The organism is Blastococcus sp. SYSU DS1021 (genome assembly GCF_054050995.1).
Genome location: NZ_JBJHAL010000040.1, coordinates 1 through 21,256 on the forward strand (window position 1 = coordinate 1; position 21,256 = coordinate 21,256).

Sequence of the window (21,256 nt, forward strand, 5' to 3'; positions counted from 1 at the left end):
TTCCCCACCCCCAGCTCGGTGGCGGTGGGCAGGACGGCGGCCTCCATGGCGGCGATCACGCCCGGGTCGGTCTCCCGCCCGGTGACGGCGACCTCCGCGGCCATCGCCCGGGCACGGGGCCAGTCCAACCGCCCCAGCCGCAGCCGTGTGTACGTCGCGGGCAGCAGCGTGGTCAGCACCTCGGCGTGCTCCAGCTGCGTCACCGCCGCCGTCCGGCTGCAGTTCTGCACCGCGGCCAGCTCATCGGGCACGAACTCACTGACCTCTGGCGGCCCCACGGTGCCGGCGCGCTCGCCGCCGGGCAGCGGATCGGCCGGAGCCGGGCGCGCCGCGGCCAGATCCATCACCAGCTCCGCCCGCAGCGCCGCCAGCTGCGCCTCCGCGGCCACGATCTGACCCAGCAGCTCCGCCGCCTCCGCCGCACCCCGCCGGGCCGGCAACCACGCGCTCAACGGTTCACCCAACCGCGGCAACGGATCAGGGTCGGCCAGCTCCCACTCCGACGGCGGGCTCACCGGCATCACGGTCACCCCGACCGCGAACCCGACACCCGACGACATACCCGCAGGTTAAGCGGGGGGTACGACAGTTTCCGCAGGTCGGAGCCGAGCGACCAGGTCCAGGACCCGGGTGACCACTTCGGGCCGACAACCCGGTTAGGACCCAGCGACGGGACGGGTCAGCGCGGGGTGCGGGGGGTGGCCGGGTGCGAGCCGGCGGTGACCAGGTCGGCGACGGCCTGGCGGGCGTCGCCGGCGGTGACCAGACCCTCGCCCACGAGCACTGCATCGGCGCCCGCGGCGGCGTAGCTGATCAGGTCGTGCGGGCCGCGGACCCCGGACTCGGCGACCTTCACGACCTCCGACGGCAGGCCGGGGGCGATCCGCTCGAAGGTCGACCGGTCGACCTGCAGGGTGGTCAGGTCGCGGGCGTTGACCCCGATCACCGAGGCGCCGGCCGCCATCGCGCGGTCGGCCTCGGCCTCGGTGTGCACCTCGACCAGCGCGGTCATGCCGAGGGACTCGACCCGCTCCAGCAGGCCGACCAGCACGTTCTGCTCCAGGGCGGCGACGATCAGCAGGACCACGTCGGCCCCGTGCGCCCGCGCCTCGTGCACCTGGTAGCTGCTGACGATGAAGTCCTTGCACAGCACCGGGACGTCGACGACGGCGCGGACGGCGGCGAGGTCGGCGTGGGATCCCCCGAAGCGACGCTGCTCGGTCAGCACGGAGATGACCCGCGCGCCACCCGCTGCGTACTGCTGCGCGAGCCGGGCCGGGTCGGCGATGTCGGCCAGGTCGCCCTTGGACGGGCTGCGCCGCTTCACCTCGGCGATCACGCCGACACCGGGTGCACGCAGGGCCGCGAGCGCGTCGCGCGCCGGCCGGGCCGCCTGCGCGGCGGCCTTCACCTCGTCCAGCGGTGTCGCGGCCTCGCGGACGGCGAGGTCCGCGCGGACACCGGCGATGATCTCGTCGAGCACGTTCACGGCGTCGTCGCAGCCTCGGCCGAGGTCCGGTGGTTGCTCATCGGCGCCACTGCTCCTCGTACGTCGATCCCGGGCGGATGGGTGGAACCACTCTAGAGGCGGGCCACGGGCCGCCCGGCCCGGGGGCGGGCATCGCGACCCTCGGCCGTTCCGCTATACGGCGGAACCGGACCGCGGCGGGGGTGGCGGCTCGGTGGGGTCCTCCCCGCGATCCAGCGCCTTCCAGGCGTCGTCCGCACGGTCCTCGTCCGAGCGCACCGGCGCCGGCCCCGCGTGCCGCTCGTAGCGCTGTCCCATCGCGGGCCAGGAGGCCCCGCGGAGGACGGTCAGCACCCCGGCGAGGACGGCCAGCACCCCGGCGGCCACGGCGAGCCCCGGCCAGACCGGCGAGATCTCCACCGCCGTCGCGGTGACGCTGGCGCCGCCGACGCCGGGCAGGTCGGCGGCGGCGTCGGCGACTCCCCCGGTCAGCACCCGGGTGCCCGACCACAGCAGGGCGCCACCGCAGGCCGCCACCAGCAGCCCGACCACCAGCCGGCCCGTCCCGCGCACCGCCAGCAGCGCGACGGCCGCGGCCAGCAGCACCAGGCCGGCGGCGGTCACCAGGGGTGCCGCGGCGCCACCGGTGAGGGTCCCGCTCACCGGCGGCAGGGGTGCCCGTCGCTCGGCGGTCACCTCCGCCCACCGCTGGCTCGCGGTCGACAGGGCCAGCGCCCCGGCCAGCGCGACGCCGACCACGGCGGCGGTCAGTTCGCGCCGTGCACCGCCGGACCGGCCCACGCCCGGGGACGAGCTCACGACAGCTCCCGCAGCCGCTCGGCCGTCGCGATCGCCGACAGCACCGCGCGCGCCTTGTGGCGGGTCTCCGCCTCCTCGGCGGCGGCGTCGCTGTCGGCCACGATCCCCGCCCCGGCCTGCACGTACGCGCGCCCCTGGTGCAGGACTGCGGTGCGGATGGCGATCGCCATGTCCATGTCGCCGCTGGCGTCGACGTAGCCGACGGTGCCCGCGTACAGGGCGCGCCGCGTCGGCTCGAGGGTGTCGATGATCGCCATGGCGCTGGGCTTCGGTGCGCCCGAGACGGTGCCCGCGGGGAAGGTCGCGTCGAAGACGTCCAGGGCGTCGCAGCCGGGCCGCACCTCGCCGGCGACGGTCGAGACCAGGTGCATCACGTGGCTGTAGTGCTCGACCCGCATGAAGTCCGGCACCTCGACGCTGCCGGGCACGCAGACCCGCCCCAGGTCGTTGCGCGCCAGGTCGACGAGCATGACGTGCTCGGCCCGCTCCTTGGGGTCGGCGAGCAGCCCCTCGGCCAGGCGCACGTCCTCCTCGGGCGTGGCGCCGCGCGGCCGGGTGCCGGCCGGCGGGTGGACGACGGCCGAGGTGCCGGCCACCGTCACCAGCGCCTCGGGTGAGGAGCCGACGACGTCGAACGGCGTCTCCCGGCCCGCGAAGCGCAGCAGGTACATGTACGGCGACGGATTGGTCGCCCGCAGCACCCGGTAGAGGTCCAGCGCCGCGACGTCGGTCTCGAGCTCGAACCGCTGGGCGAGCACCACCTGGAAGGCGTCGCCGGCCCGGATGCGCTCCCGCACCTCCTCGACCCCGGCCTGGAAGACCCCGGGCGCCAGGTTGCTGCGCACCGACGCCGGCACGTCGGCCGGCTCGAAGACCGCGACAGCCGGCGCGGCGGGCCGGACCAGCGCGGCGGCCATGGCGTCCAGCCGGGCGACCGCGTCCTCGTAGCCGGCGGCGGCGGGCTCGGCTCCGGGTCCGCGCAGGGCGTTGGCGATGAGCAGCACCGACCCGTCGCTGTGGTCCAGCACGGCCAGGTCGGTCACCAGCATCATCGCCAGCTCCGGCATGCCCAGGTCGTCGACGCTGGTGCTCGGCAGCCGCTCCAGACGGCGGACGACGTCGTAGCCCAGGTAGCCCACCAGCCCACCGGTGAGCGGGGGCAGCCCCGGCGTGCGGGGCGAGCGCAGCCGCCGCGCCAGGACCCGGACGGCCTCGAGGGGATCGGCCGGGAGGTCGTCGGTCAGCCCGGGCACGTCGTCCCCGAGCCACTGCGTGCGCCCGTCCCGCTCGGTGAGCACACCCGCGCTGCGGACGCCCACGAAGCTGTACCGCGCCCACCGCTTCCCCTGCTCGGCCGACTCCAGCAGCACCGTGCCGGGACGGTTGCCGGCCAGCTTCCGGTAGATGCCGACGGCGGTCTCGCCGTCGACCAGGAGGCGGCGGGTGACCGGGACGACCGCCGCGTCGATGCCGGCGAACTCCTCCCGCGAGGGCGAGGTGACCCCGAACCTCACGGCGCCACCCCCTGCGCGGCCGGCAGCACCCGGTGGAAGCAGCTGCGCTCGCCGGTGTGGCAGGCGGCGCCCTCCTGGTCGACGAGCAGCAGCAGCGCGTCGCCGTCGCAGTCCAGGCGCACCTCCCGCACCCACTGCCGGTGCCCGGAGGTCTCCCCCTTCACCCAGTACTCCCGCCGGCTGCGCGACCAGTAGGTGGCCCGGCCGGTGGTGAGGGTCCGGTGGACCGCCTCGTCGTCCATCCAGGCCACCATCAGCACCTCGCGGGTGTCGTGCTGCTGGACGACGGCGGCGACCAGGCCGGCCGGGTCGCGGCGCAGCAGAGCGGCGACCTCGGGGGCCAGCGCGGGTCGGGAGGGATCGGTCGCGGGCATGCCGCCAGTCTGCCGTGCCGCCCGGTCAGCCCTGCGGGGCGGTGAACCAGCTGCGCCCGCCACCGAAGAGCACGAGCCCGAGCGCGACGAGCGGGGCGGCGGCGAAGAACAGGCTGAACACGGCGAGCACCCCGCCGACGTCCTCGACCGCCGCGGCCGGCCCCAGCAGGTCGGTCAGCTTCGCCCACCAGTAGACGGCGAGCACCAGCTGGGCACCGTGCGCGGCCAGCAGCACCAGCCACGCCGTCCGGGTGCGCCGGATCAGGGCGAGGACCCCGGCGGCCACCAGCAGCGCCACCGAGATCAGCTGGACGACCGCGAGCGTGCCGCCCTCGCGGGCGAACACGTAGGCCTGGGTGGGGGCGGCACCCGGGCTCTGCTCGACCGCCATCTCCGCGAGCGAGGCGAAGAACCACACGTACAGCGACGCCACCGCGACCAGCAGCGCCTGCACGAAGCTCAGCACCGCGGCGCCGACGACCTGACCCGGCCGGCGCCCGGCCCGGGGCGGCACCGGACCGCCCGGGAACGGCGCCGTCCCGTACGGGCCGGGATAGCCGTAGCCGTAGGGGCCGGGGTAGCCGTAGGGCGGGGGGCCGTACCCGGGCGGCGGCGGACCGTAGGGCGACGCGTAGCCGGGGGGCGGCGCCGTGGGCGGCGGGCCGGTGTAGACCGGCCCCGGCTCGGTCGGCGTCGCCGGGTCCGCCCAGGGGTCGCGCGGTGCGCTCACGTCCCGCCCCGTCACAGGGCGGCCGCGAGCGCGCGACCCGCGACCCGGCCGGAGAACAGGCAGCCGCCGAGGAAGGTGCCCTCCAGCGAGCGGTAGCCGTGCACGCCGCCACCACCGAAGCCGGCCACCTCACCGGCGGCGTAGAGGCCGCTGAAGACCTCCCCGCCCGGCCGCAGCACGCGACCGGAGAGGTCGGTCTCCAGCCCGCCGAGGCTCTTGCGGGTGATGACGTTGAGCCGGACGGCGATCAGCGGCCCGGCCTCCGGGTCGAGGATCCGGTGCGGCGGGGCGACCCGGATCAGCTTGTCGCCGAGGTAGTTGCGGGCGCCGCGGATGGCGGTGATCTGCAGGTCCTTGGTGAAGGTGTTGCCGACCTCGCGGTCGCGGGCCACGATCTCCCGCTCCACCTGGGCGAGGTCGAGCTCCGGCGTGCCGCCGGTCACGCGGTTCATGCCCGCGACCAGCTCGGGCAGGGTGCGGGCGACGACGAAGTCCTCGCCCCGGTCCAGGAACGCCTGGACGGGGCCGGAGACGCCGGCCTTCACCCGGGTGGCGAGCAGCCGGAGGTCCTTGCCGGTGAGGTCGGGGTTCTGCTCGGAGCCCGACAGCGCGAACTCCTTCTCCACGATCTTGTGCGTGGCGACGAACCAGGTGTGCTCGTGGCCGGTCTGCCCGATGTGCGCGAGCGTCCCGAGCGTGTCGAACCCGGGGAACAGCGGCACCGGGAGCCGCTGGCCGGTGGCGTCGAGCCACAGCGACGAGGGGCCGGGGAGGATGCGGATGCCGTGCCGCGCCCAGACCGGCGAGTGGTTGGCGACGCCCTCGGTGTAGTGCCACATCCGGTCGCCGTTGACCATGCTGGCGCCGGCGGCGACGGTGGCCTCCTGCATCAGGCCGTCGACGTGCGCCGGGACGCCGGAGAGCAGCCGCTGCGGTGCCGGGCCGAGCCGGGCCGGCCAGTACCGGCGGACCAGGTCGTGGTTGCCGCCGATCCCGCCGGAGGTGACGACGACGGCCTGCGCGGCGAGCTCGAACTCCCCGACCTCGGCGCGGGAGCTGGCCTCGCCGCGGGCGACGTCACTGGGCTCGAGCACCGCGCCGCGGACGCCGGTCACCGCGCCGCCGCTGACGACGAGCTCGGTGACCCGGTGCCGGAAACGCAGCTCGACCCGGCCCGCCGCGACGGCCGCCCGCACCCGACGCTCGAACGGGGCCACCACACCGGGACCGGTGCCCCAGACGATGTGGAACCGCGGCACCGAGTTGCCGTGCCCGGTGGCCGTGTAGCCACCGCGCTCGGCCCACCCGACGACCGGGAAGAAGCCGATGCCCTGCTCCTTGAGCCAGGCCCGCTTCTCCCCCGCGGCGAACTGCAGGTAGGCCTCGGCCCACTGCCGGGGCCAGTGGTCGCTGTCGCGGTCGAAGCCGGCGGTGCCGAACCAGTCCTGGCGGGCCAGCTCCAGCGAGTCGCGCACCCGCAGCCGGCGCTGCTCGGGCGAGTCGACGAGGAACAGCCCGCCGAAGGACCACCACGCCTGCCCACCCAGCGACGCCTCGGGCTCCTGGTCGACCAGGATCACCCGCTTGCCGGCGTCGGCGAGCTCGGCGGTGGCGACCAGTCCGGCCAGCCCCGCTCCCACCACGACGACGTCTGCCTCGATGCGTCCGTTGTCCACAGGGCGACGCTAGCGGGCGCGCCCTGCCGGGCGCGTCCCCCCGGGCGGGCGAGTTGCGCCGCCGCGTGCGCCCCCGACGTCGCCGTCGGCGCCGCAACGGCTCAGGCGACCGGCTCGGGCTCCCCGGTCGAGGAGCGCCGCCACGAGGCGTGCAGCCGGGCGTAGGGGCCCTCGGCGTCGACGAGCTCCGCGTGCGTGCCGCGCTGCACCACCCGGCCCGCGTCGACCACCAGCACCTCGTCGGCCCGCTCGGCGGTGGAGAGCCGGTGCGCGATGGTCAGCGTGGTGCGGCCCTGGGTGAGGGTGTCGAGGGCGCGGGTCAGCCGCCGCTCGGTCGCCGGGTCGACGGCGCTGGTCGCCTCGTCGAGCACCAGCAGGTCGGGGTCGGCCACGTACGCGCGGGCGACGGCGACCAGCTGGCGCTCGCCGGCCGACAGCGACTCCCCGCGCTGCCCGACCGCCGTCCCGACGCCCGCCGGCAGGCCGGCGACCCACGCCCCGAGGCCCAGGTCGTCGAACGCGGCGACGACGTCGGCGTCGGTCATGCCGGGGCGGCCGTAGCGCACGTTGTCGGCGACGGTGGCGTCGAACAGGAACCCGTCCTGCGGCACCATCACCACCCGCGCGCGGAGCGAGGGAAAGGCGACATCGGCCAGCGGCACCCAGCCACCGGCGTCGGAGCCCAGCAGCACCCGCCCCCCGGCCGGGTCCATGAGCCGGGTGACGAGCTTGGCGAACGTCGTCTTGCCCGAGCCGGTCTCCCCCACGATCGCCACGCGGGTGCGCGGCGCGATGGTGAGGTCGACGTCGTCGAGCGCCGCCCGCGCACCGGGTGCGTAGCGGAAGGTGACGTGCTCGAAGCGGACTCCCAGCGGCCCGGCCGGCAGCTCCCGCACCCGGTCGGGGGTGGCGACGGCGGGGTCGCGGACGTCGGGCTCGGTGTCGAGCACGTCGAGCACCCGGCGGAAGCCGGCGACGGCGTTCTGCGCCTCGTTGAGCACCTCGCTGGCGGTCTGCACCGGGGCCACGAACAGGGTGACCAGGAAGAGGAAGGCCACCAACGTGCCCGGGGTGATGTCGCCGGCCAACCCGAGGAGGACCCCGACGACCACCACGGCGGCGTTGGCGACCGCGGCGACGAACTCGCCGCTGACGAACACCGCGGCGGTCACCTTCTGCGCGTCGACCTGGGCGCGGTAGTGCCGGTCGATCGCGGCGTCCAGCCGCGCGGCGGTGCGGGCGCGCACCCCGTAGGCCCGCACGGTCGGGGCGCCGACCACCGACTCGGAGACCGCGGCGAGCACGTCGCCGACGCGCTCCCGGACCACGCCGTACACCTGCACGAGCCGGCGGGCGAACCAGCGGACGGCGAAGACCAGCGGCACGAAGCAGACCAGGACGAGCAGCGTCAGCTGCCACGAGTAGACCGCCATGACGGCGGTGGCGACGACGAGCTGACCGACGCTGACCAGCCCGAGGACACCACCCCACTGCATGAAGACCGACAGCTGGTCGACGTCGCTGGTCACCCGGGAGACCAGCGAGCCGCGCCGCTGGCCCTGCTGGTGCAGCACGGAGAGGTCGTGCACGTGCCGGAACGCCCGCACCCGCAGACCCGCGAGGGCGGTCTCCGTCGTGCGGAACAGCCGGACGTTCATCCGGTAGACCGCGACGGCGGTGAGCACCACGACGACGGCGCAGCCGGCGACCACCCAGGTGACGAGCCCGAGATCCGGACCTCCGGGCGCACCCAGGCCGCGGTCGATGACCTGCTGCACGGCGATGGGCACCACCACGCGGCCGGCCGTGGCGACCAGGGCCAGGGCGAAGGTGACCGGCAGACCGCGCCGGAACTCCGGCATCATCCGCAGGCCGCGGCGCAGCGTGGCCAGGGCGCCCTCGGACGGGCGGTCCTCCAGCCGCGTCGCGGCGGTCACGCCGGCACCTCCGCCTGCGCGTAGGCCTGCACCAGCGCCGCGTACCCCGGCACCTCGGCCAGCAGCTGCTCGTGCGTGCCGCGGGCGACGGCTCGGCCGTCCTCGAACCAGACGACCTCGTCGGCCAGCGCGATCGTCGCCTGCCGGTAGGCGACCACCACCACGGTCGTCGGCGCCCCGCTCCCCCGCAGCGCGTCGAGGATGCGCGCCTCGACGGCGGGGTCCACGGCGCTCGTGGCGTCGTCGAGCACCAGCAGCCGGGGACGGCGGACCACGGCGCGGGCGAGCGCGAGCCGCTGCCGCTGGCCGCCGGACAGGGACGCGCCCCGCTCCCCGACCCGGGTGTCCAGGCCGTCGGGCAGCGCGGCGACGAAGTCGTCGGCCGCCGCGACGCGCAGCGCGGCCCAGACCTCGTCGTCGTCCACGGGCGCGCCGAGGGTGACGTTGCCGCGGACGGTGTCGTCGAAGAGGAAGGCGCTCTGCGCGACGAAGGCCGCCTGGCCGCTCACCTCGCCCTCCCGCAGCCGGCGCAGGTCGACGCCGTCGAGCAGCACCGCGCCGTCGGCCGGGTCGACGAGGCGCACCAGCAGGCCGGCGAGGGTGGACTTGCCCGACCCGGTAGGGCCGACCACGGCCACCGTGCGGCCGGCCGGCACGTCGAAGGTGACGCCGGTCAGCGTGGGACGACTGCCCCCGTCGAACGTGAAAGCGACGTCGCGCAGCGCCACCCCGGCGCCGCCGGCACCCGCGACGGCGGCATCCGGCCCGTACGGGGTCTCCCCGGTCGCCTCGAGGACGGGGGTGACCCGGTCGAACCCGGCCAGGGCACGCGGCAGGTCGGCGAGCACCCAGCCGATGGCCCGGATCGGCAGGGCGAGCAGGGTGAACAGGTAGGCGATCGACACCAGGTCCCCGGCGTCGGTGGCGCCCTCGGCCACCCGGCCGGCGCCGATGAGCAGGACGGCGAGGGTGCCGAGGTTCGGCAGCGCCTCCATCATCGGGTCGAAGACCCCGCGCACCCGGCCGACGGCGATCAGCCCGTCGCGCAGCTCCTCGGCCCGGGCGGCGAAGCGCTCGGTCTCGGTGTCCTCGCGGCCGAGGGTCTTCACCACGAGCGCCGCGTCGAAGCTCTCGTGCGCGATCTCGCTGACCTCCGCCCGCAGCTGCTGCGCCCGCTGCATCCGCGGGCTCATCACCTGGGAGTAGACGCCGTTGGCCGCGAACACCAGTGGGAAGACCACGAGACCGACCAGCGCCAGGAGCGGGTCGGTGAGCACCAGCGCCACGCTGGTGATCGCGATCATCACCAGCGCGCCACAGGCGAACGGCAGCGGCGCGACGAAGAACCACGCCGACTCCACGTCGGAGTTGGCGTTGGAGAGCAACTGCCCCGTGGGGTGGCGCTGGTGCCAGGAGAGCGGCAGCCGCAGGTACTGGCCGGTCACCCGGCGGCGGTACTCGGCCTGCAACCGGTAGCTCATGACGCCGGCGAACAGCCGGCGGCCCAGGATGCCGACGATCTTCAGCAGGGCGACGCCGAGGATGGCGACGGCCGCCAGGGTCAGGGCGGCCGTGGTGGTGGCGCCGTCGTCGAACGAGGGCAGCAGCACCCGGTCGGTGATCTCCCCGATGACGTAGGCGCTGGCGACCGTCATGGCGCCGTAGAGGCTGCTGGCCAGCAGCGCGAGGGTGAACATGCCCGGCTGCTCGGCGATCGCCCGCCGGACGTGGCGCAGCCCGCGTCGGACGACGGCGTCTCTGCGGCGGGACACGGGGCTCCTCGGGTGTGCGGGCGGCCCGGCCAGGATGCCGGACGGTCGTTAGGAACGCTAAGCGGACGGTGCAACCCCGCGCGGCAGCGGCTTCTTCCCGCGCCCGGGTACCGCCGGGCCCGGCCGCCGGGTAAGCAGGAGCGATGAGCGCCGTCCCCCCGTCCCTGCCGGACCGCGAGCGCGCCGCGCTGGCCGACCTCCTCGACGAGCTCGGCCCGGAGGCACCGACGTGCTGCGCGGGCTGGACCACCGCGCACCTGGCCGCGCACCTCGCCGTCCGCGACCGGCGACCCGACGCCCTCCCGGGCTACGGCCTGGAGATGCTGCCCGGCGGCGCGCGCCTGGCCTGGTGGTCGCACCGGCTGGAGGACCGGCTGCGCGGGTCGACGCCGTACGCGGAGGTGGTCGACCAGGTGCGCAGCGGACCACCGGCGTGGTCGCCGATGGCCCTGCCGGCCGCCGCGCGGGCGTTCAACCTGTCGGAGTTCGCGATCCACCACGAGGACGTCCGCCGCGCCCAGCCGGGCTGGGAGCCGCGGGGCCTGCCGCGGTCGGAGCAGGACCAGCTCTGGTCGGCGGCCGCCCTCTTCGGCCGGCGGGCCGCGGGACGCCGCGGGCTGGTGCTCCGGCGCAGCGACGACCCCGGCGTGGAGAAGCGCTTCGGTGCGGGCGGTCGCACGGTCACCGGTGAGCCGATGGAGCTGCTGCTGTGGGCCTCCGGCCGCCGCGACGTCGCCCGGGTGACCGTGGCCCCCCGACGTCAGTGACCGCGGGTGAGCAGGTCCCGCAGGTCAGCCGCCTCTCCTCGCGCCGTCACCGGTGGCCGGCCGCCACCGCGGGGCCGGCGGCTGGCTCCCTCGAACCAGAACGGGCTGCTGTACGCCAGGGCCAGGTTGTTGCACGGGTGCCCTTCCGGCCCGGGGCTGAGGTTCGGCTTCGTCGGGTCGGCGATGCGCAGGACCGCCCACGAGGCGGAGTCGCGGTCGATCGGCGCGCGGAACCGGATCGGCCGGCGTTCCCTCGGATCCGGCACCCGCACCGACTCGACGTGCACCACGGTGGGGGCCCGGTCGCCGGACGTCAGGACCTGGATCTCGACCTCCTCGCCGGCGTGCTCGGGCCCGCGGTCCAGGTCCACCTCGAAGCGGACGTCGCGCGCGCGGTGGGGCACCGACCGGCCCATGAAGCTGCCCTGTGCGGTCGCGTCCAGCCGCAGGCCCCGGACGTTCGTGGCGAAGAAGTCCCGCGCCGCCAGCGCCCGGCGCACCCCGCCGCGGTCGAGCTGGTCGACCCACAGGCCCGCCCGCCCCTTGCCGTCCGGCTCCCCCCAGTCGGTGCCGTGCTCGTCGGTCACGCCGAGCAGCCCGACCCGCCAGCCGGCGTCCAGGCAGGCGACCAGCGGACTGGGGAACCCCGCCGTCCAGCCCTCGAAGAGGTAGTCGTCGCGCCGGTTCATGATCTCCATGGAGACGATCCGGTCGCTCAGCGCGGGCTCGTAGGCGAACGCGTCGAAGACCCCCGGCTCACGGTTGGGGTGGTTGAAACCCGCCAGCCCGTCGGCGCCGCCCCCGACGAGCGGGGTCTGCGGAGAGCGGCGCAGCCACTCGTAGAACAGCGCCATCCCGCGGGGCTCCGACCGGCGGATGAGGTCCAGCAGCTGCTGGCCGAGCGGCCCGAGCGGCCCGAGCGCCGCGGCGATCCCGGACTCGGTGAGGCCGAGCTGCAGCAGGCTGGAGAGGCTGAAGCCGGCGGTGCTCAGCGGATCGGTCCAGTCCTGGGTGAACCACACGTTGACGTGCCCGAGGAGCGGGCTGGACCACTCGAAGCCGCGCAGCGCGGTGAACTCGCCGGGGTCGTCGGCCGCGTCGGCGTACCGGCGGGTGTTCTCCCACGCCTGCTGGTTCATCCCGGCCAGCGAGCGGCACGGGTCCTCGCTGCCCGGCTGCGGCGGCGGGAAGGCCGCGCAGGCGTCGATCGGGCCCAGCGGCTTGGAGACCGTCGAGTGGTCGGTGAGCGCGGCCACGTCGAGACCTGCGTCCCGCATCGACTCGAAGGCCAGGGCGGGATCCCCGGAGCCGTCGGACTGGAGGCTGTGGTTGTGCAGGTCGGCGTGCGCCAGGCGCGCCCGCCGGCCGAGGCGCGACACCCGCTCGGCGCCCGCGACGCCGCGAGGCCCCAAGGGGGCGGCGAGGGCACCGGCCGGTCGCAACAGCAGCCCGCCGGCGACGCCGGCCGCCCCCGCGGCCAGGACGTCGCGACGCCGCAGGCCGCGGTGTCCCTCGTCGGTTCGCCCGGCACCGTCCTCGTGGTCACCGCCGTGGTGGTGGTGCCCGCCGTGGTGGTGGTGACCACCGTGGTGGTGGCTGCCGTGCTCCTGCATCACCGCTCCCCTCGTCTGCTCGGGGCACCGTGACCTACGGAGGTGGCGGCGGGCTGACCGGAAGGCGAACTCCCGGCGGAGGGAAGGCGTCCCCGTGATCAGCCGGCGGGAGCAGCGCCCACCCGCGATCGGGGCTGTGCGGCGGCCTGGGGCGTCCCGCTAGCCGAGCGGGGTGTCGCCCTCGCGGCGCACCGGCACCCCGGCCGCGGCCAGACCGGCCTTGACGTCGCCCACCCGCAGCTGGCCGAAGTGGAAGACGCTCGCGGCCAGCACGGCGTCGGCGCCGGCCGCGACCGCCGGCGGGAAGTGCTCGACCGCGCCCGCTCCCCCGCTGGCGATCAGCGGGACGGCGACCTCGCGGCGCACCCGGGCGATCAGGTCGGTGTCGAAGCCGGCCCGGGTGCCGTCGGCGTCCATCGAGTTGAGCAGGATCTCCCCCACGCCGAGCTCCGCGGCCTGCACGCACCACTCCACGGCGTCGCGGCCGGTGCCCCGGCGCCCGCCGTGGGTGGTGATCTCATACCCGGAGTCGGTGACCGCGCCGTCGCGCACCCGGCGCGCGTCCAGCGACAGCACGAGCACCTGGCTGCCGAAGCGGTGCGCGATCTCGGCGATCAGCTCGGGCCGGGCGACGGCGGCGGTGTTCACCGCGACCTTGTCCGCCCCCGCGCGCAGCAGCTTGTCGACGTCCTCGACGCCGCGCACCCCGCCGCCGACGGTGAGCGGGATGAAGACGCTCTCGGCGGTGCGGCGGACGACGTCGTAGGTCGTCTCCCGGTTCCCGGAGCTGGCGGTGATGTCCAGGAAGGTCAGCTCGTCGGCGCCCTCGGCGTCGTACACCCGGGCCATCTCCACCGGGTCGCCGGCGTCGCGCAGGTCGACGAAGTTGACGCCCTTGACCACCCGCCCGGCGTCGACGTCGAGGCACGGGATCACCCGCACGGCGAGCGTCATGCCGCGGGCTCCCGCACGGCGTCGGCCTCGATCTCCACCAGCAGCTCCGGGCCGATCAGCGCGGACACCTCGACCATCGTCGACGCCGGCCGGATGTCGCCGAACACCTCGCCGTGGGCGCGCCCGACCTCCTCCCAGCGGCTGATGTCGGTGACGTACATCCGGGTGCGGACGACGTCGGCGAGGCGGAAGCCCGCCCGCTCCAGGGAGCGCTCGATGGTGGCCAGCACCTGCCGGGTCTGCGCCGCGGCGTCGCCCGGGTGGGCGACGACGCCGTCGACGACCGCCGTCGTCCCGCTCACCCAGGCCGTGTCGCCGCGGACCACGATCCGGCTGTAGCCGACGACGGGCTCCCAGGGGTTCGCCGACCCCAGGTTGAGCACGGTCACGCGAGCTCTCCGTCGCCGTCCCCGGAGGCGACCCGGAGCGCCTCGGGCAGGGTGAACTGGCCGGCGTAGAGCGCCTTGCCGACGATGGCGCCCTCGACGCCGATCGTCGTCAGCCCGGCCAGGGCGCGGATGTCGTCGAGCGAGCTGACCCCGCCCGAGGCGATCACCGGCCGGGCCGTCGCGGCGCAGACCTCCCGCAGCAGGTCGAGGTTCGGCCCCTTGAGCGTGCCGTCCTTGGTGATGTCGGTGACGACGTAGCGGGCGCAGCCCTCGGCGTCCAGCCGGGCGAGGGTCTCGTACAGCTCCCCGCCCTCCTGGGTCCAGCCGCGGGCGGCCAGCCGGGTGCCGCGGACGTCGAGGCCGACGGCGATCCGGTCGCCGTGCTCGGCGATGGCCCGGGCGCACCACTCCGGCGACTCCAGGGCGGCGGTGCCGAGGTTCACCCGCCGGCAGCCGGTGGCCAGCGCCGCCTCGAGCGACGCGTCGTCCCGGATGCCCCCGGAGAGCTCGACGTCGACGTCGAGCTCACCGACCACGCGGGCCAGGAGTTCGCGGTTGCTCCCCCGGCCGAAGGCGGCGTCGAGGTCGACCAGGTGCACCCACTCCGCGCCGTCGCGCTGCCACTGCAGCGCGGCGTCGAGGGGGTCGCCGTAGGAGGTGGCGCTCCCGGCCTCCCCCTGCACGAGACGGACGGCCTGGCCGTCGGCGACGTCGACGGCGGGGAGCAGCTGCAGCTTCGGCACGGTGACCAGCGTAGGGACCGCCCCGGCCGGCGTCGGCGTCAGCTCCCCGGCGCGTACCGGGCGGCGAACCGGCCGGGGGTCATGGCGGTCACCCGGGCGAAGTCGCGGGTGAAGTGCGCCTGGTCGGCGTAGCCCAGCGCCGCCGCCACCTCGCCGAGGTTCGCCGGGGCGCCGCGCAGCCGCTCGGCGGCCTCCTGCAGCCGGCGGCGCTGGATGAGCCACTTCGGGCTCAGCCCCAGCCGGCGCCGGACCAGCCGCTGGAGGGACCGCTCGGAGAGGTCGAAGCGCTCGCAGACCTGGGCCACGCGGACGACCTCGCGGTTCCCCTCCACGAAGGCGACGACCTCGTTGACCAGCCGGCCCTCCTCGTCCACCGGCAGGCAGGGCCGCAGCGCGTCGCCGAACGCGGCCATCGCCGCCGTGTGCCCCTCCGGCGCGTGCGGGTCCGGGCCCATCGCCGCACGGACCCGCTCGGTCAGCCGCTCCCCCCGGTCGCCCAGGACGTCGGCGACGTCGACGTGCCGGTCGGTGAACCCGCTCATCGGCCCGCCCGCGATCAGCGCCCCCGCGGCGGGTGCGCACATGACGCCGACCGCCCAGCCCGCGCCGGTCAGCCTGGTCACCGACAGCCCCGGGACGACGCCGTAGAACCGGGCGTAGTCCCGGGCGACGACGACCAGCGCCACCGGGTACTGCAGCACCGCCTGCGGCGCCTCCTCCCCCGGCGGCACCGACCACACCGGGATCCAGAAGCGCTGGAGGAACCCGTCGAACTCAGCCGGTGCGGCGTACCGGTACATGGCGTGGGACGCGTCGCCGGGGTCTCTGAGGTGCGCCCGCTCCACGAGGTCCATCGCGGCGGGGCTGTCGGGTTCCATCAAGACCGAGCCTGCCGCACGCTCCTACGTTCCGGGGCATGAACCGCACCGCCGCGAGCCACCAGGCAGCCGACCGTCCCCTCCGCCAGCTCCTCGACGCCGTGCCCCCGGCCGGCTGGGCCCGCCCCTCGCCGTGCGAGGGCTGGACCGCCGCCGACGTCGTCGGGCACCTGATCGGCACGCAACGGGACTTCCTCACCACGCACGGCGTCGACCTCGGGGGCGCGCCGGACGTCGCCGCCGACCCGGCCGCCGCCTGGCGCGAGCACGCGGAGCGGGTGGCCGGGGCCGTGTCCGACGACGCCGTGGCGGCCCGGGAGTTCGACGGCTTCTTCGGTCCGACGACGGTCGGCGCGGCCTTCGAGCAGTTCTACGTCTGGGACATGGTCGTGCACCGCTGGGACCTCGCCCGCGCGGTCGGCGCCGACGCCGGGCTCACCGCCGAGGAGCTCGACCGGATCGAGGCGGGCGCGGACGGCTTCGGCCCGGCCCTGCACATGGACGGGATCTGCCGCCCCGCCGTCGAGGTGCCCGGGGACGCCGATCGCACCGCGCGCGTGCTGGCCCGGCTCGGGCGGAGCGCCTGACCCCGTCGCGCGGGTGACAGGCTGGGGTCGTGGAGTTCGCCGACGTCGTCCGCCGTCGCCGCATGGTGCGCGACTACGACCCCGACCGCCCGGTGCCGCCGGAGGTGCGCGAGCGGCTGCTGGCGCACGCCATCCGGGCGCCGTCGGCCGGCTTCAGCCAGGGCTGGGCGTTCCTGGTGCTGGAGACGGCCGAGGAGCGCGACCGGTTCTGGACGGCCACCACCGACGAGGGTGCACCCGACCGGTGGCTCACCCGCATGCGCCGGGCGCCGCTGCTGATCGTGCCGCTGGCCAACAAGAGCGCCTACCTCGACCGCTACGCCGAGCCGGACAAGGGCTGGACCGACCGCGACGAGGCCCGCTGGCCGGTGCCGTACTGGGACGTCGACGCGGGGATGGCGTCGCTGCTGATGCTGCTGACCGCCGTCGACGAGGGGCTCGGCGCCTGCTTCTTCGGCGTTCCCGGTGAGCGGGTCGAGGCGTTCCGGGCGGCGTTCGGTGTGCCGGAGGAGTACCGGCCGGTCGGCTGCGTGTCGGTCGGCTACCCCGGGGGCGACGACCGCCGCTCCCCGTCGCTGCGCCGCGGCCGGCGGGGGGTCGACGAGGTCGTGCACCGCGGCCGCTGGTGACCGGACGGCCGGTGAGAGCGTCCTCATCCCGGTCTCACCGGCCGCTCACCTCGCGGAGCGAGGGTGACCGCGTGGACACTGCCCGGCTCGCTCCGCCCCCCGTGCCGCCGTGGTGGCCGCCCTCGCTGCAGGTCCTGCTCGGCGAACCCGCCGGTGATCTGTGGACCACTGTCCTCGACCCGCTCTCCGGCCGGCTGCGCACCCTGACGGCGACCTCGGTGAACCTGCGCGCCGACGGTGCCGCCACCGTCCGGTGGACCGCGGTGGTCGACTGGGCCGACGGCCGGTCCACCCGCGAGTCCCTCGCCGCCACGACCGGGGCGGCGATCCCCCCGGGCGCCGCCGTGCTGGAGGGCGAGGTCGCCGGCCGGCCGGTCACCGTGGGCGCGTGGCGGTGGCCGCTGGACCCCGCGCTGCCGGGCCTGGCCTGGGCCACCTCGGCGGCGCGGACCGCGCGGCAGCTGGGCGCCCTGGGCATCGACGTCGGCAGCCCCAGGCTGCGGCTGCGCGCCTACCGCCCGGGGCGCCGGGCCGTGGTCGAGGTCGCCTCCCCGGCCGGGCGCTGGTTCCTCAAGGTGGTGCGTCCAGCGGCGGTCGCGGAGCTGGTCGCCCGTCACGCCGCCCTGGCCCCGGCGGTGCCGGTGCCGCCGGTGCTGGCGAGCACCGGGGACGGGGTCGTCGTGCTGCCGGGGCTGCCGGGCACGTCGATGCGGTCGGCGCTGACCGGAGACGCCGCGGAACTGCCCGACCCGCGGTCGCTGAAGGCGCTGCTGGACCGGCTACCCGAGCTCCCCGCCGCGGCGCGGCGCCGGAACCCGGGCGACCCGCTTCCGCCGGTGCGGTCGCACGCCCACGTGCTGGCCACGCTCTACCCTCCCCTGACGTCGCGCCTGGACCGGCTCACCGCGGCGGTGGCCGCAGGTGCCGGTCAGCACCCGCTGGTCCCGGTGCACGGCGACTTCTACGAGGCACAGCTGCTCGTGGATGCCGGGACGGTGGTCGGCCTGCTCGACGTGGACACCGCCGGGGCGGGCGCCCGGATCGACGACTGGGCCACCCTCCTGGGCCACCTCGTCCTTCTGGAGCACCTCTCCGGCCACTCGGCGCCGATCGCCGCCTACCGGGAACGGGTGCAGGAGCTGCTCGCCGGGCGCTGGCCGGAGGGCCAGTTGCGGTCGCGGGTGGCCGGGGTCCTGGTGGGGCTCGCCACCGGCCCGTTTCGGGTGCAGCAGCCGGACCGGGCTCCCGCCACCGAGGCCCGGGTGGCCCTGGCCGAGGAGTGGGCCGGTGTGCGGTGAGCGCGCACCCGCCGACATGAGAGAGGGCTCATCGCGCTTTCCTGGCGGCCTCACCTGCGCCGGGCACCGTGGTCCACGTCAGCGCACCACCCGCTCCGGAGGAGGAACGCCCATGACCCGCAAGCCCGCCGCCACCTGGAAGGTCGTCACCGTCGGCACTGCGCTCACCGGGCTAGGTCTGGCCGGGATCGGCGTCGCCGCGGCCGACGACGGGGCCCCGTCCACGCCCGCCGCCGTCGCCGTCGCCGCCGACGACAGCCCCGACGACACGCCCGACGCCCCCGACGCCGCCGTGGGCGACGTGGACGCCTCCCCGGAGACGGCGGACTCGCCCGCCGAGAGCCCCGTCGACCAGACCCCCGACACCCACACCCCCGACACCGACACCCCGGACACCGACGACTGAGGGCGGCGGACGGCCCCGGCTCCCGTCAGGAGGCCGGGGCCGTCCGCCCGTCCGGGGTGGGCTCAGGACGTCGCCAGCCGGTACCCCATGCCCCGCACCGTCTCGATCCGGTCGGCGCCGAGCTTCCGGCGCAGGTAGCGGACGTAGACGTCGACGACGTTGGACCCGGGGTCGAAGTCGTAGCCCCACACGTGGCTGAGCAGCTGCTCGCGGGCCAGCACCTGACCGGGGTGGCGGAGGAAGGTCTCGGCCAGGGCGAACTCCCGGGCCGACAGGTCGACCACCCGCCCGGCGACGTCGGCCCGGCGGGTGCGCAGGTCCAGCGACAGTTCGCCGGCGGTGAGCACGGTGACCTCGCCGCCGCGGGCCCCGGCCAGCCGCAGTCGCACCCGGGCCAGGAGCTCCTCGAAGCGGAAGGGCTTGGGCATGTAGTCGTCGGCGCCACCCTCCAACCCGGCGACGGTGTCCTGCACGCTGTCCCGCGCGGTCAGCACGATGACCGGCACGGCGGACCCCTCGGCGCGCAGCGCCCGCAGCACCGCGAAGCCGTCGAGCACGGGCAGCCCGATGTCCAGCACGACCAGGTCGACCTCACCGCTCCGGGCGCGGTCCAGGGCGGACAGCCCGTCGCCGACCACGGAGGTGGCGAAGCCGTTGGCCCGCAACCCCTTCTCGACGAACGCGGCGATCCGCGGCTCGTCCTCGGCGATCAGCACGCGGCTCACCGCGGCCCTCCCTCGGTCGGGGCGACCGTCGCGGGCGGAACGGTCATCGGTGGGGTGTCGAGCGCGTCGTCGACGGTGCCGGAGCCGCTGTCCAGCAGCTCGTCGGGGCCTGCCTCGGCGCGGGGCGGCGCCGGGCGGGCCGGCAGGACCAGGGTGAAGGTGGCCCCCTCGCCGGGGCGGCTGTGCAGCTCGACCTCCCCGCCGTGGCCGGCGGCGATGGCGCGCACGATGGACAGGCCCAGTCCCGCGCCGTCGCTGCGCCGGGCCCCGGAGCTGCCGCGGGCGAAGCGCTCGAAGACCCGCGCCTGGTCGGCGGGAGCGACACCGGGCCCGGTGTCGTCGACCCAGACGAGCAGCTGATCCCCGCTGAGCCGGCTGCCCAGCACGATCCGGTCGCCCGGCGCGGTGTGCTGGACGGCGTTGTCGGCCAGCGCGACCACCGCCTGCGTCAGGCGCTGTGGGTCGAGCAGCAGGTCGGCCCGGGCGACGGCGCCCAGCTGCCAGTCCCGGTCGCCCAACCGCCGCACCTTGCCGAACACCTCTGCGGTCACCTCGGCGACGTCAACCGGCTGGAGGCGGACGAACTCCGGCTGTTCGGCGCGGGCGAGCAGCAGCAGCTCGGAGACCATGCGGTTCATCCTCTCCAGCTCGTCGTCGACCAGGGCGACGGTCTGGCGCACGTCCTCCGGGTCGGCCGGGTCGAGCACTTCCAGGTGGCCGCGCACGATGGTGATCGGTGTGCGCAGCTCGTGGCCGGCGTCGTCGAGGAATCGCCGCTGGGCGGCCACGCCTGTCTCCACCCGGTCGAGCATCGCGTTCACGGCGGAGGCGAGGTCGGTGAGCTCGTCGGCCGGTCGCCCGTCGACCGGGATGCGGCCGGTGAGGTCGGTCTCGGTGATCCCCTGGGCGGTGACCGCGACGGCGCGCACCGGGGCGAGCACACGCCCGGCGACCACCCACGCGCCGGCTGCGGCCAGCAGCACGGTGACCGCCCCCACGCCGAGCATCAACCGGGCCGTCTCATCGGCTGCCTGGCGCTCCTGGTCGGCGAAGTAGGCCACCACGGCCGTCCCGAGCGACGGATCGCCCTCCAGCGTCACCGGGACGGCGAGGTAGCGCACCTCGCCCGCGCCGCTCTCGTACCGCCCGGCCACGGGCTCCTCGACCGAGCCGACCAGGTCGGTGAACACGGCGTCCTCGCTCAGCAGCACCGGGGCCTCGATCCGGCTCTGGAAGCGATAGGCGCCGTCCACGTACCCGAGGAACTTCTCGTTGGGCCGGGCGAGGTTGTAGGTGATCGCCGTCTGCAGGACCTCGGCGACCGAGGCGAACGGTGCACCGGTCTCCGGGTCGATCCCCGAGGCCACGATCTGGGAGAACTCGGCGACCTCCGCCTCGAGGGCGAGGTCCATCCGCTCGTCGGTCGCCCGGATCAGCAACCACCAGGTCACCAGGGTCAGCAGGGCGAGGGCGAGCAGGACCAGCAGCAGGACCCAGCCGATGATGCGGGTCCGGGCGGCCCGGGGCGCCAGCCGCCCCCGGACGTGCTGCCGCCACCCGGGCGCGGTCCGTTCCTCGATCGTCACGGTTGGGTCGTCACCGTTCAGTCGTCGTCGCCATCGTCGCCGCCATCGTCATCGCCGTCGTCATCGTCATCGTCATCGTCATCGTCGGTGATGGGAGGAGGGGGCACGACGTCCGGGCGCGGTGCCGGTGCGGGAGCGGGTGCCGGAGGCGGTGCCGGTGCGGGAGGCGGCGGTGGCTCCGGAGCGGGATCGGGCGATGGGCCGGAATCCACGGTCGGGGGCGCTCCCGGCTCCGTGGGCGACGCCGGGAGGGGCACCTCGATCGGTGGGGGGCCCCCCCCCGGGGCCCCCCCCCCCGCCGGCCCCCCCCCCCCCCCCCCCCCCCCCCCCCCCCCCCCCCCCCCCCCCCCCCCCCCCCCCCCCCCGCCCCACCCCCCCCCAAACCACCCCG

Annotated in this window: 20 protein-coding genes and 1 pseudogene; 5 read left to right on the plus strand and 16 right to left on the minus strand. The window is 76.0% G+C overall.

Annotated elements, in window-relative coordinates; translation table 11 throughout:
- The 9 genes and pseudogenes from ACI8AP_RS20445 to ACI8AP_RS20485 form a co-directional block, all read right to left on the minus strand.
- A pseudogene (locus ACI8AP_RS20445) lies at positions 1-560 on the minus strand (hypothetical protein); the annotation flags it as partial.
- Positions 561-679: 119 nt separating this feature from the next.
- Positions 680-1,489 carry an indole-3-glycerol phosphate synthase TrpC gene (gene trpC / locus ACI8AP_RS20450; protein WP_456591208.1) on the minus strand — a complete coding sequence of 270 codons (810 nt, stop codon included), beginning with the start codon at positions 1,487-1,489 and terminating at the stop codon, positions 680-682.
- A 153-nt stretch (positions 1,490-1,642) separates the two neighbouring features.
- Entirely contained in the window at positions 1,643-2,287 is a 645-nt protein-coding gene (locus ACI8AP_RS20455) for a Trp biosynthesis-associated membrane protein (RefSeq protein WP_456591209.1), read from the minus strand.
- The gene (locus tag ACI8AP_RS20460) at positions 2,284-3,801 is read right to left on the minus strand and encodes an anthranilate synthase component I (RefSeq protein WP_456591210.1); all 1,518 of its coding nucleotides are present in this window, start codon (positions 3,799-3,801) and stop codon (positions 2,284-2,286) included. Before ACI8AP_RS20460 ends, ACI8AP_RS20455 begins: the two co-directional genes overlap by 4 nt.
- On the minus strand, positions 3,798-4,175 hold the full coding sequence (hisI, locus tag ACI8AP_RS20465; RefSeq protein WP_456591211.1) for a phosphoribosyl-AMP cyclohydrolase: 378 nt from the start codon (positions 4,173-4,175) through the stop codon (positions 3,798-3,800). Before hisI ends, ACI8AP_RS20460 begins: the two co-directional genes overlap by 4 nt.
- Before the next feature lie 25 nt (positions 4,176-4,200).
- A complete protein-coding gene (locus ACI8AP_RS20470; RefSeq protein WP_456591212.1) occupies positions 4,201-4,905 on the minus strand; it encodes a hypothetical protein in 705 nt (234 codons plus the stop codon).
- Between the two features lie 11 nt (positions 4,906-4,916).
- Complete coding sequence (locus tag ACI8AP_RS20475; RefSeq protein WP_456591213.1) at positions 4,917-6,581, minus strand: FAD-binding dehydrogenase; 1,665 nt, start codon at positions 6,579-6,581, stop codon at positions 4,917-4,919.
- Between the two features lie 101 nt (positions 6,582-6,682).
- Positions 6,683-8,518: an ABC transporter ATP-binding protein gene (locus ACI8AP_RS20480; RefSeq protein WP_456591214.1), complete on the minus strand. Its 1,836-nt coding sequence runs from the start codon at positions 8,516-8,518 to the stop codon at positions 6,683-6,685.
- The gene (locus ACI8AP_RS20485; protein ID WP_456591215.1) at positions 8,515-10,290 is read right to left on the minus strand and encodes an ABC transporter ATP-binding protein; all 1,776 of its coding nucleotides are present in this window, start codon (positions 10,288-10,290) and stop codon (positions 8,515-8,517) included. Before ACI8AP_RS20485 ends, ACI8AP_RS20480 begins: the two co-directional genes overlap by 4 nt.
- Before the next feature lie 143 nt (positions 10,291-10,433).
- On the opposite strand from ACI8AP_RS20485, the gene ACI8AP_RS20490 reads away from it, so the two are divergent.
- On the plus strand, positions 10,434-11,057 hold the full coding sequence (locus ACI8AP_RS20490; RefSeq protein WP_456591216.1) for a TIGR03085 family metal-binding protein: 624 nt from the start codon (positions 10,434-10,436) through the stop codon (positions 11,055-11,057).
- Here ACI8AP_RS20490 and ACI8AP_RS20495 read toward each other — a convergent pair.
- The 5 genes from ACI8AP_RS20495 to ACI8AP_RS20515 all read right to left on the minus strand — a co-directional run bounded on the left by ACI8AP_RS20495 (position 11,051) and on the right by ACI8AP_RS20515 (position 15,634).
- Positions 11,051-12,670: a DUF3604 domain-containing protein gene (locus tag ACI8AP_RS20495; protein WP_456591217.1), complete on the minus strand. Its 1,620-nt coding sequence runs from the start codon at positions 12,668-12,670 to the stop codon at positions 11,051-11,053. The two genes, ACI8AP_RS20490 and ACI8AP_RS20495, sit on opposite strands and share 7 nt — an antisense overlap.
- 159 nt (positions 12,671-12,829) lie before the next feature.
- Positions 12,830-13,624 carry an imidazole glycerol phosphate synthase subunit HisF gene (hisF, locus tag ACI8AP_RS20500; RefSeq protein WP_456591218.1) on the minus strand — a complete coding sequence of 265 codons (795 nt, stop codon included), beginning with the start codon at positions 13,622-13,624 and terminating at the stop codon, positions 12,830-12,832.
- Entirely contained in the window at positions 13,621-14,013 is a 393-nt protein-coding gene (locus tag ACI8AP_RS20505) for a RidA family protein (protein WP_456591219.1), read from the minus strand. The genes hisF and ACI8AP_RS20505 overlap by 4 nt, the downstream gene beginning before the upstream one ends.
- On the minus strand, positions 14,010-14,756 hold the full coding sequence (gene priA, locus ACI8AP_RS20510) for a bifunctional 1-(5-phosphoribosyl)-5-((5-phosphoribosylamino)methylideneamino)imidazole-4-carboxamide isomerase/phosphoribosylanthranilate isomerase PriA (protein ID WP_456591220.1): 747 nt from the start codon (positions 14,754-14,756) through the stop codon (positions 14,010-14,012). The genes ACI8AP_RS20505 and priA overlap by 4 nt, the downstream gene beginning before the upstream one ends.
- A gap of 38 nt (positions 14,757-14,794) precedes the next feature.
- Positions 14,795-15,634, minus strand: coding sequence for a helix-turn-helix domain-containing protein (locus ACI8AP_RS20515; protein WP_456591221.1), 840 nt, complete (start codon positions 15,632-15,634; stop codon positions 14,795-14,797).
- Positions 15,635-15,672: 38 nt separating this feature from the next.
- Between ACI8AP_RS20515 and ACI8AP_RS20520 the strand changes: the two genes are divergently transcribed.
- The 4 genes from ACI8AP_RS20520 to ACI8AP_RS20535 all read left to right on the plus strand — a co-directional run bounded on the left by ACI8AP_RS20520 (position 15,673) and on the right by ACI8AP_RS20535 (position 18,554).
- Entirely contained in the window at positions 15,673-16,221 is a 549-nt protein-coding gene (locus ACI8AP_RS20520) for a TIGR03086 family metal-binding protein (protein WP_456591222.1), read from the plus strand.
- Positions 16,222-16,250: 29 nt separating this feature from the next.
- Positions 16,251-16,850 (plus strand): nitroreductase family protein, encoded by a 600-nt coding sequence (locus ACI8AP_RS20525; protein ID WP_456591223.1) that lies wholly within the window; start codon positions 16,251-16,253, stop codon positions 16,848-16,850.
- Between the two features lie 71 nt (positions 16,851-16,921).
- On the plus strand, positions 16,922-18,148 hold the full coding sequence (locus ACI8AP_RS20530) for a hypothetical protein (protein ID WP_456591224.1): 1,227 nt from the start codon (positions 16,922-16,924) through the stop codon (positions 18,146-18,148).
- Positions 18,149-18,260: 112 nt separating this feature from the next.
- The gene (locus tag ACI8AP_RS20535) at positions 18,261-18,554 is read left to right on the plus strand and encodes a hypothetical protein (protein WP_456591225.1); all 294 of its coding nucleotides are present in this window, start codon (positions 18,261-18,263) and stop codon (positions 18,552-18,554) included.
- A 62-nt stretch (positions 18,555-18,616) separates the two neighbouring features.
- Here the strand turns inward: ACI8AP_RS20535 and ACI8AP_RS20540 are convergent, their stop codons facing one another.
- On the minus strand, positions 18,617-19,279 hold the full coding sequence (locus ACI8AP_RS20540) for a response regulator transcription factor (protein ID WP_456591226.1): 663 nt from the start codon (positions 19,277-19,279) through the stop codon (positions 18,617-18,619).
- Complete coding sequence (locus ACI8AP_RS20545; protein WP_456591227.1) at positions 19,276-20,865, minus strand: ATP-binding protein; 1,590 nt, start codon at positions 20,863-20,865, stop codon at positions 19,276-19,278. Before ACI8AP_RS20545 ends, ACI8AP_RS20540 begins: the two co-directional genes overlap by 4 nt.
- Positions 20,866-21,256: the final 391 nt, after the last annotated feature.

Excerpts from the sequence above, each read along its gene's own strand:
- ACI8AP_RS20495 (WP_456591217.1), bottom strand. The coding sequence starts at position 12,670 with ATGCAGGAGCACGGCAGCCACCACCACGGTGGTCACCACCACCACGGC.
- hisI (WP_456591211.1), bottom strand. The coding sequence starts at position 4,175 with ATGCCCGCGACCGATCCCTCCCGACCCGCGCTGGCCCCCGAGGTCGCC.
- ACI8AP_RS20535 (WP_456591225.1), top strand. The coding sequence starts at position 18,261 with ATGACCCGCAAGCCCGCCGCCACCTGGAAGGTCGTCACCGTCGGCACT.
- ACI8AP_RS20520 (WP_456591222.1), top strand. The coding sequence starts at position 15,673 with ATGAACCGCACCGCCGCGAGCCACCAGGCAGCCGACCGTCCCCTCCGC.
- ACI8AP_RS20490 (WP_456591216.1), top strand. The coding sequence starts at position 10,434 with ATGAGCGCCGTCCCCCCGTCCCTGCCGGACCGCGAGCGCGCCGCGCTG.
- hisF (WP_456591218.1), bottom strand. The coding sequence starts at position 13,624 with ATGACGCTCGCCGTGCGGGTGATCCCGTGCCTCGACGTCGACGCCGGG.
- ACI8AP_RS20515 (WP_456591221.1), bottom strand. The coding sequence starts at position 15,634 with ATGGAACCCGACAGCCCCGCCGCGATGGACCTCGTGGAGCGGGCGCAC.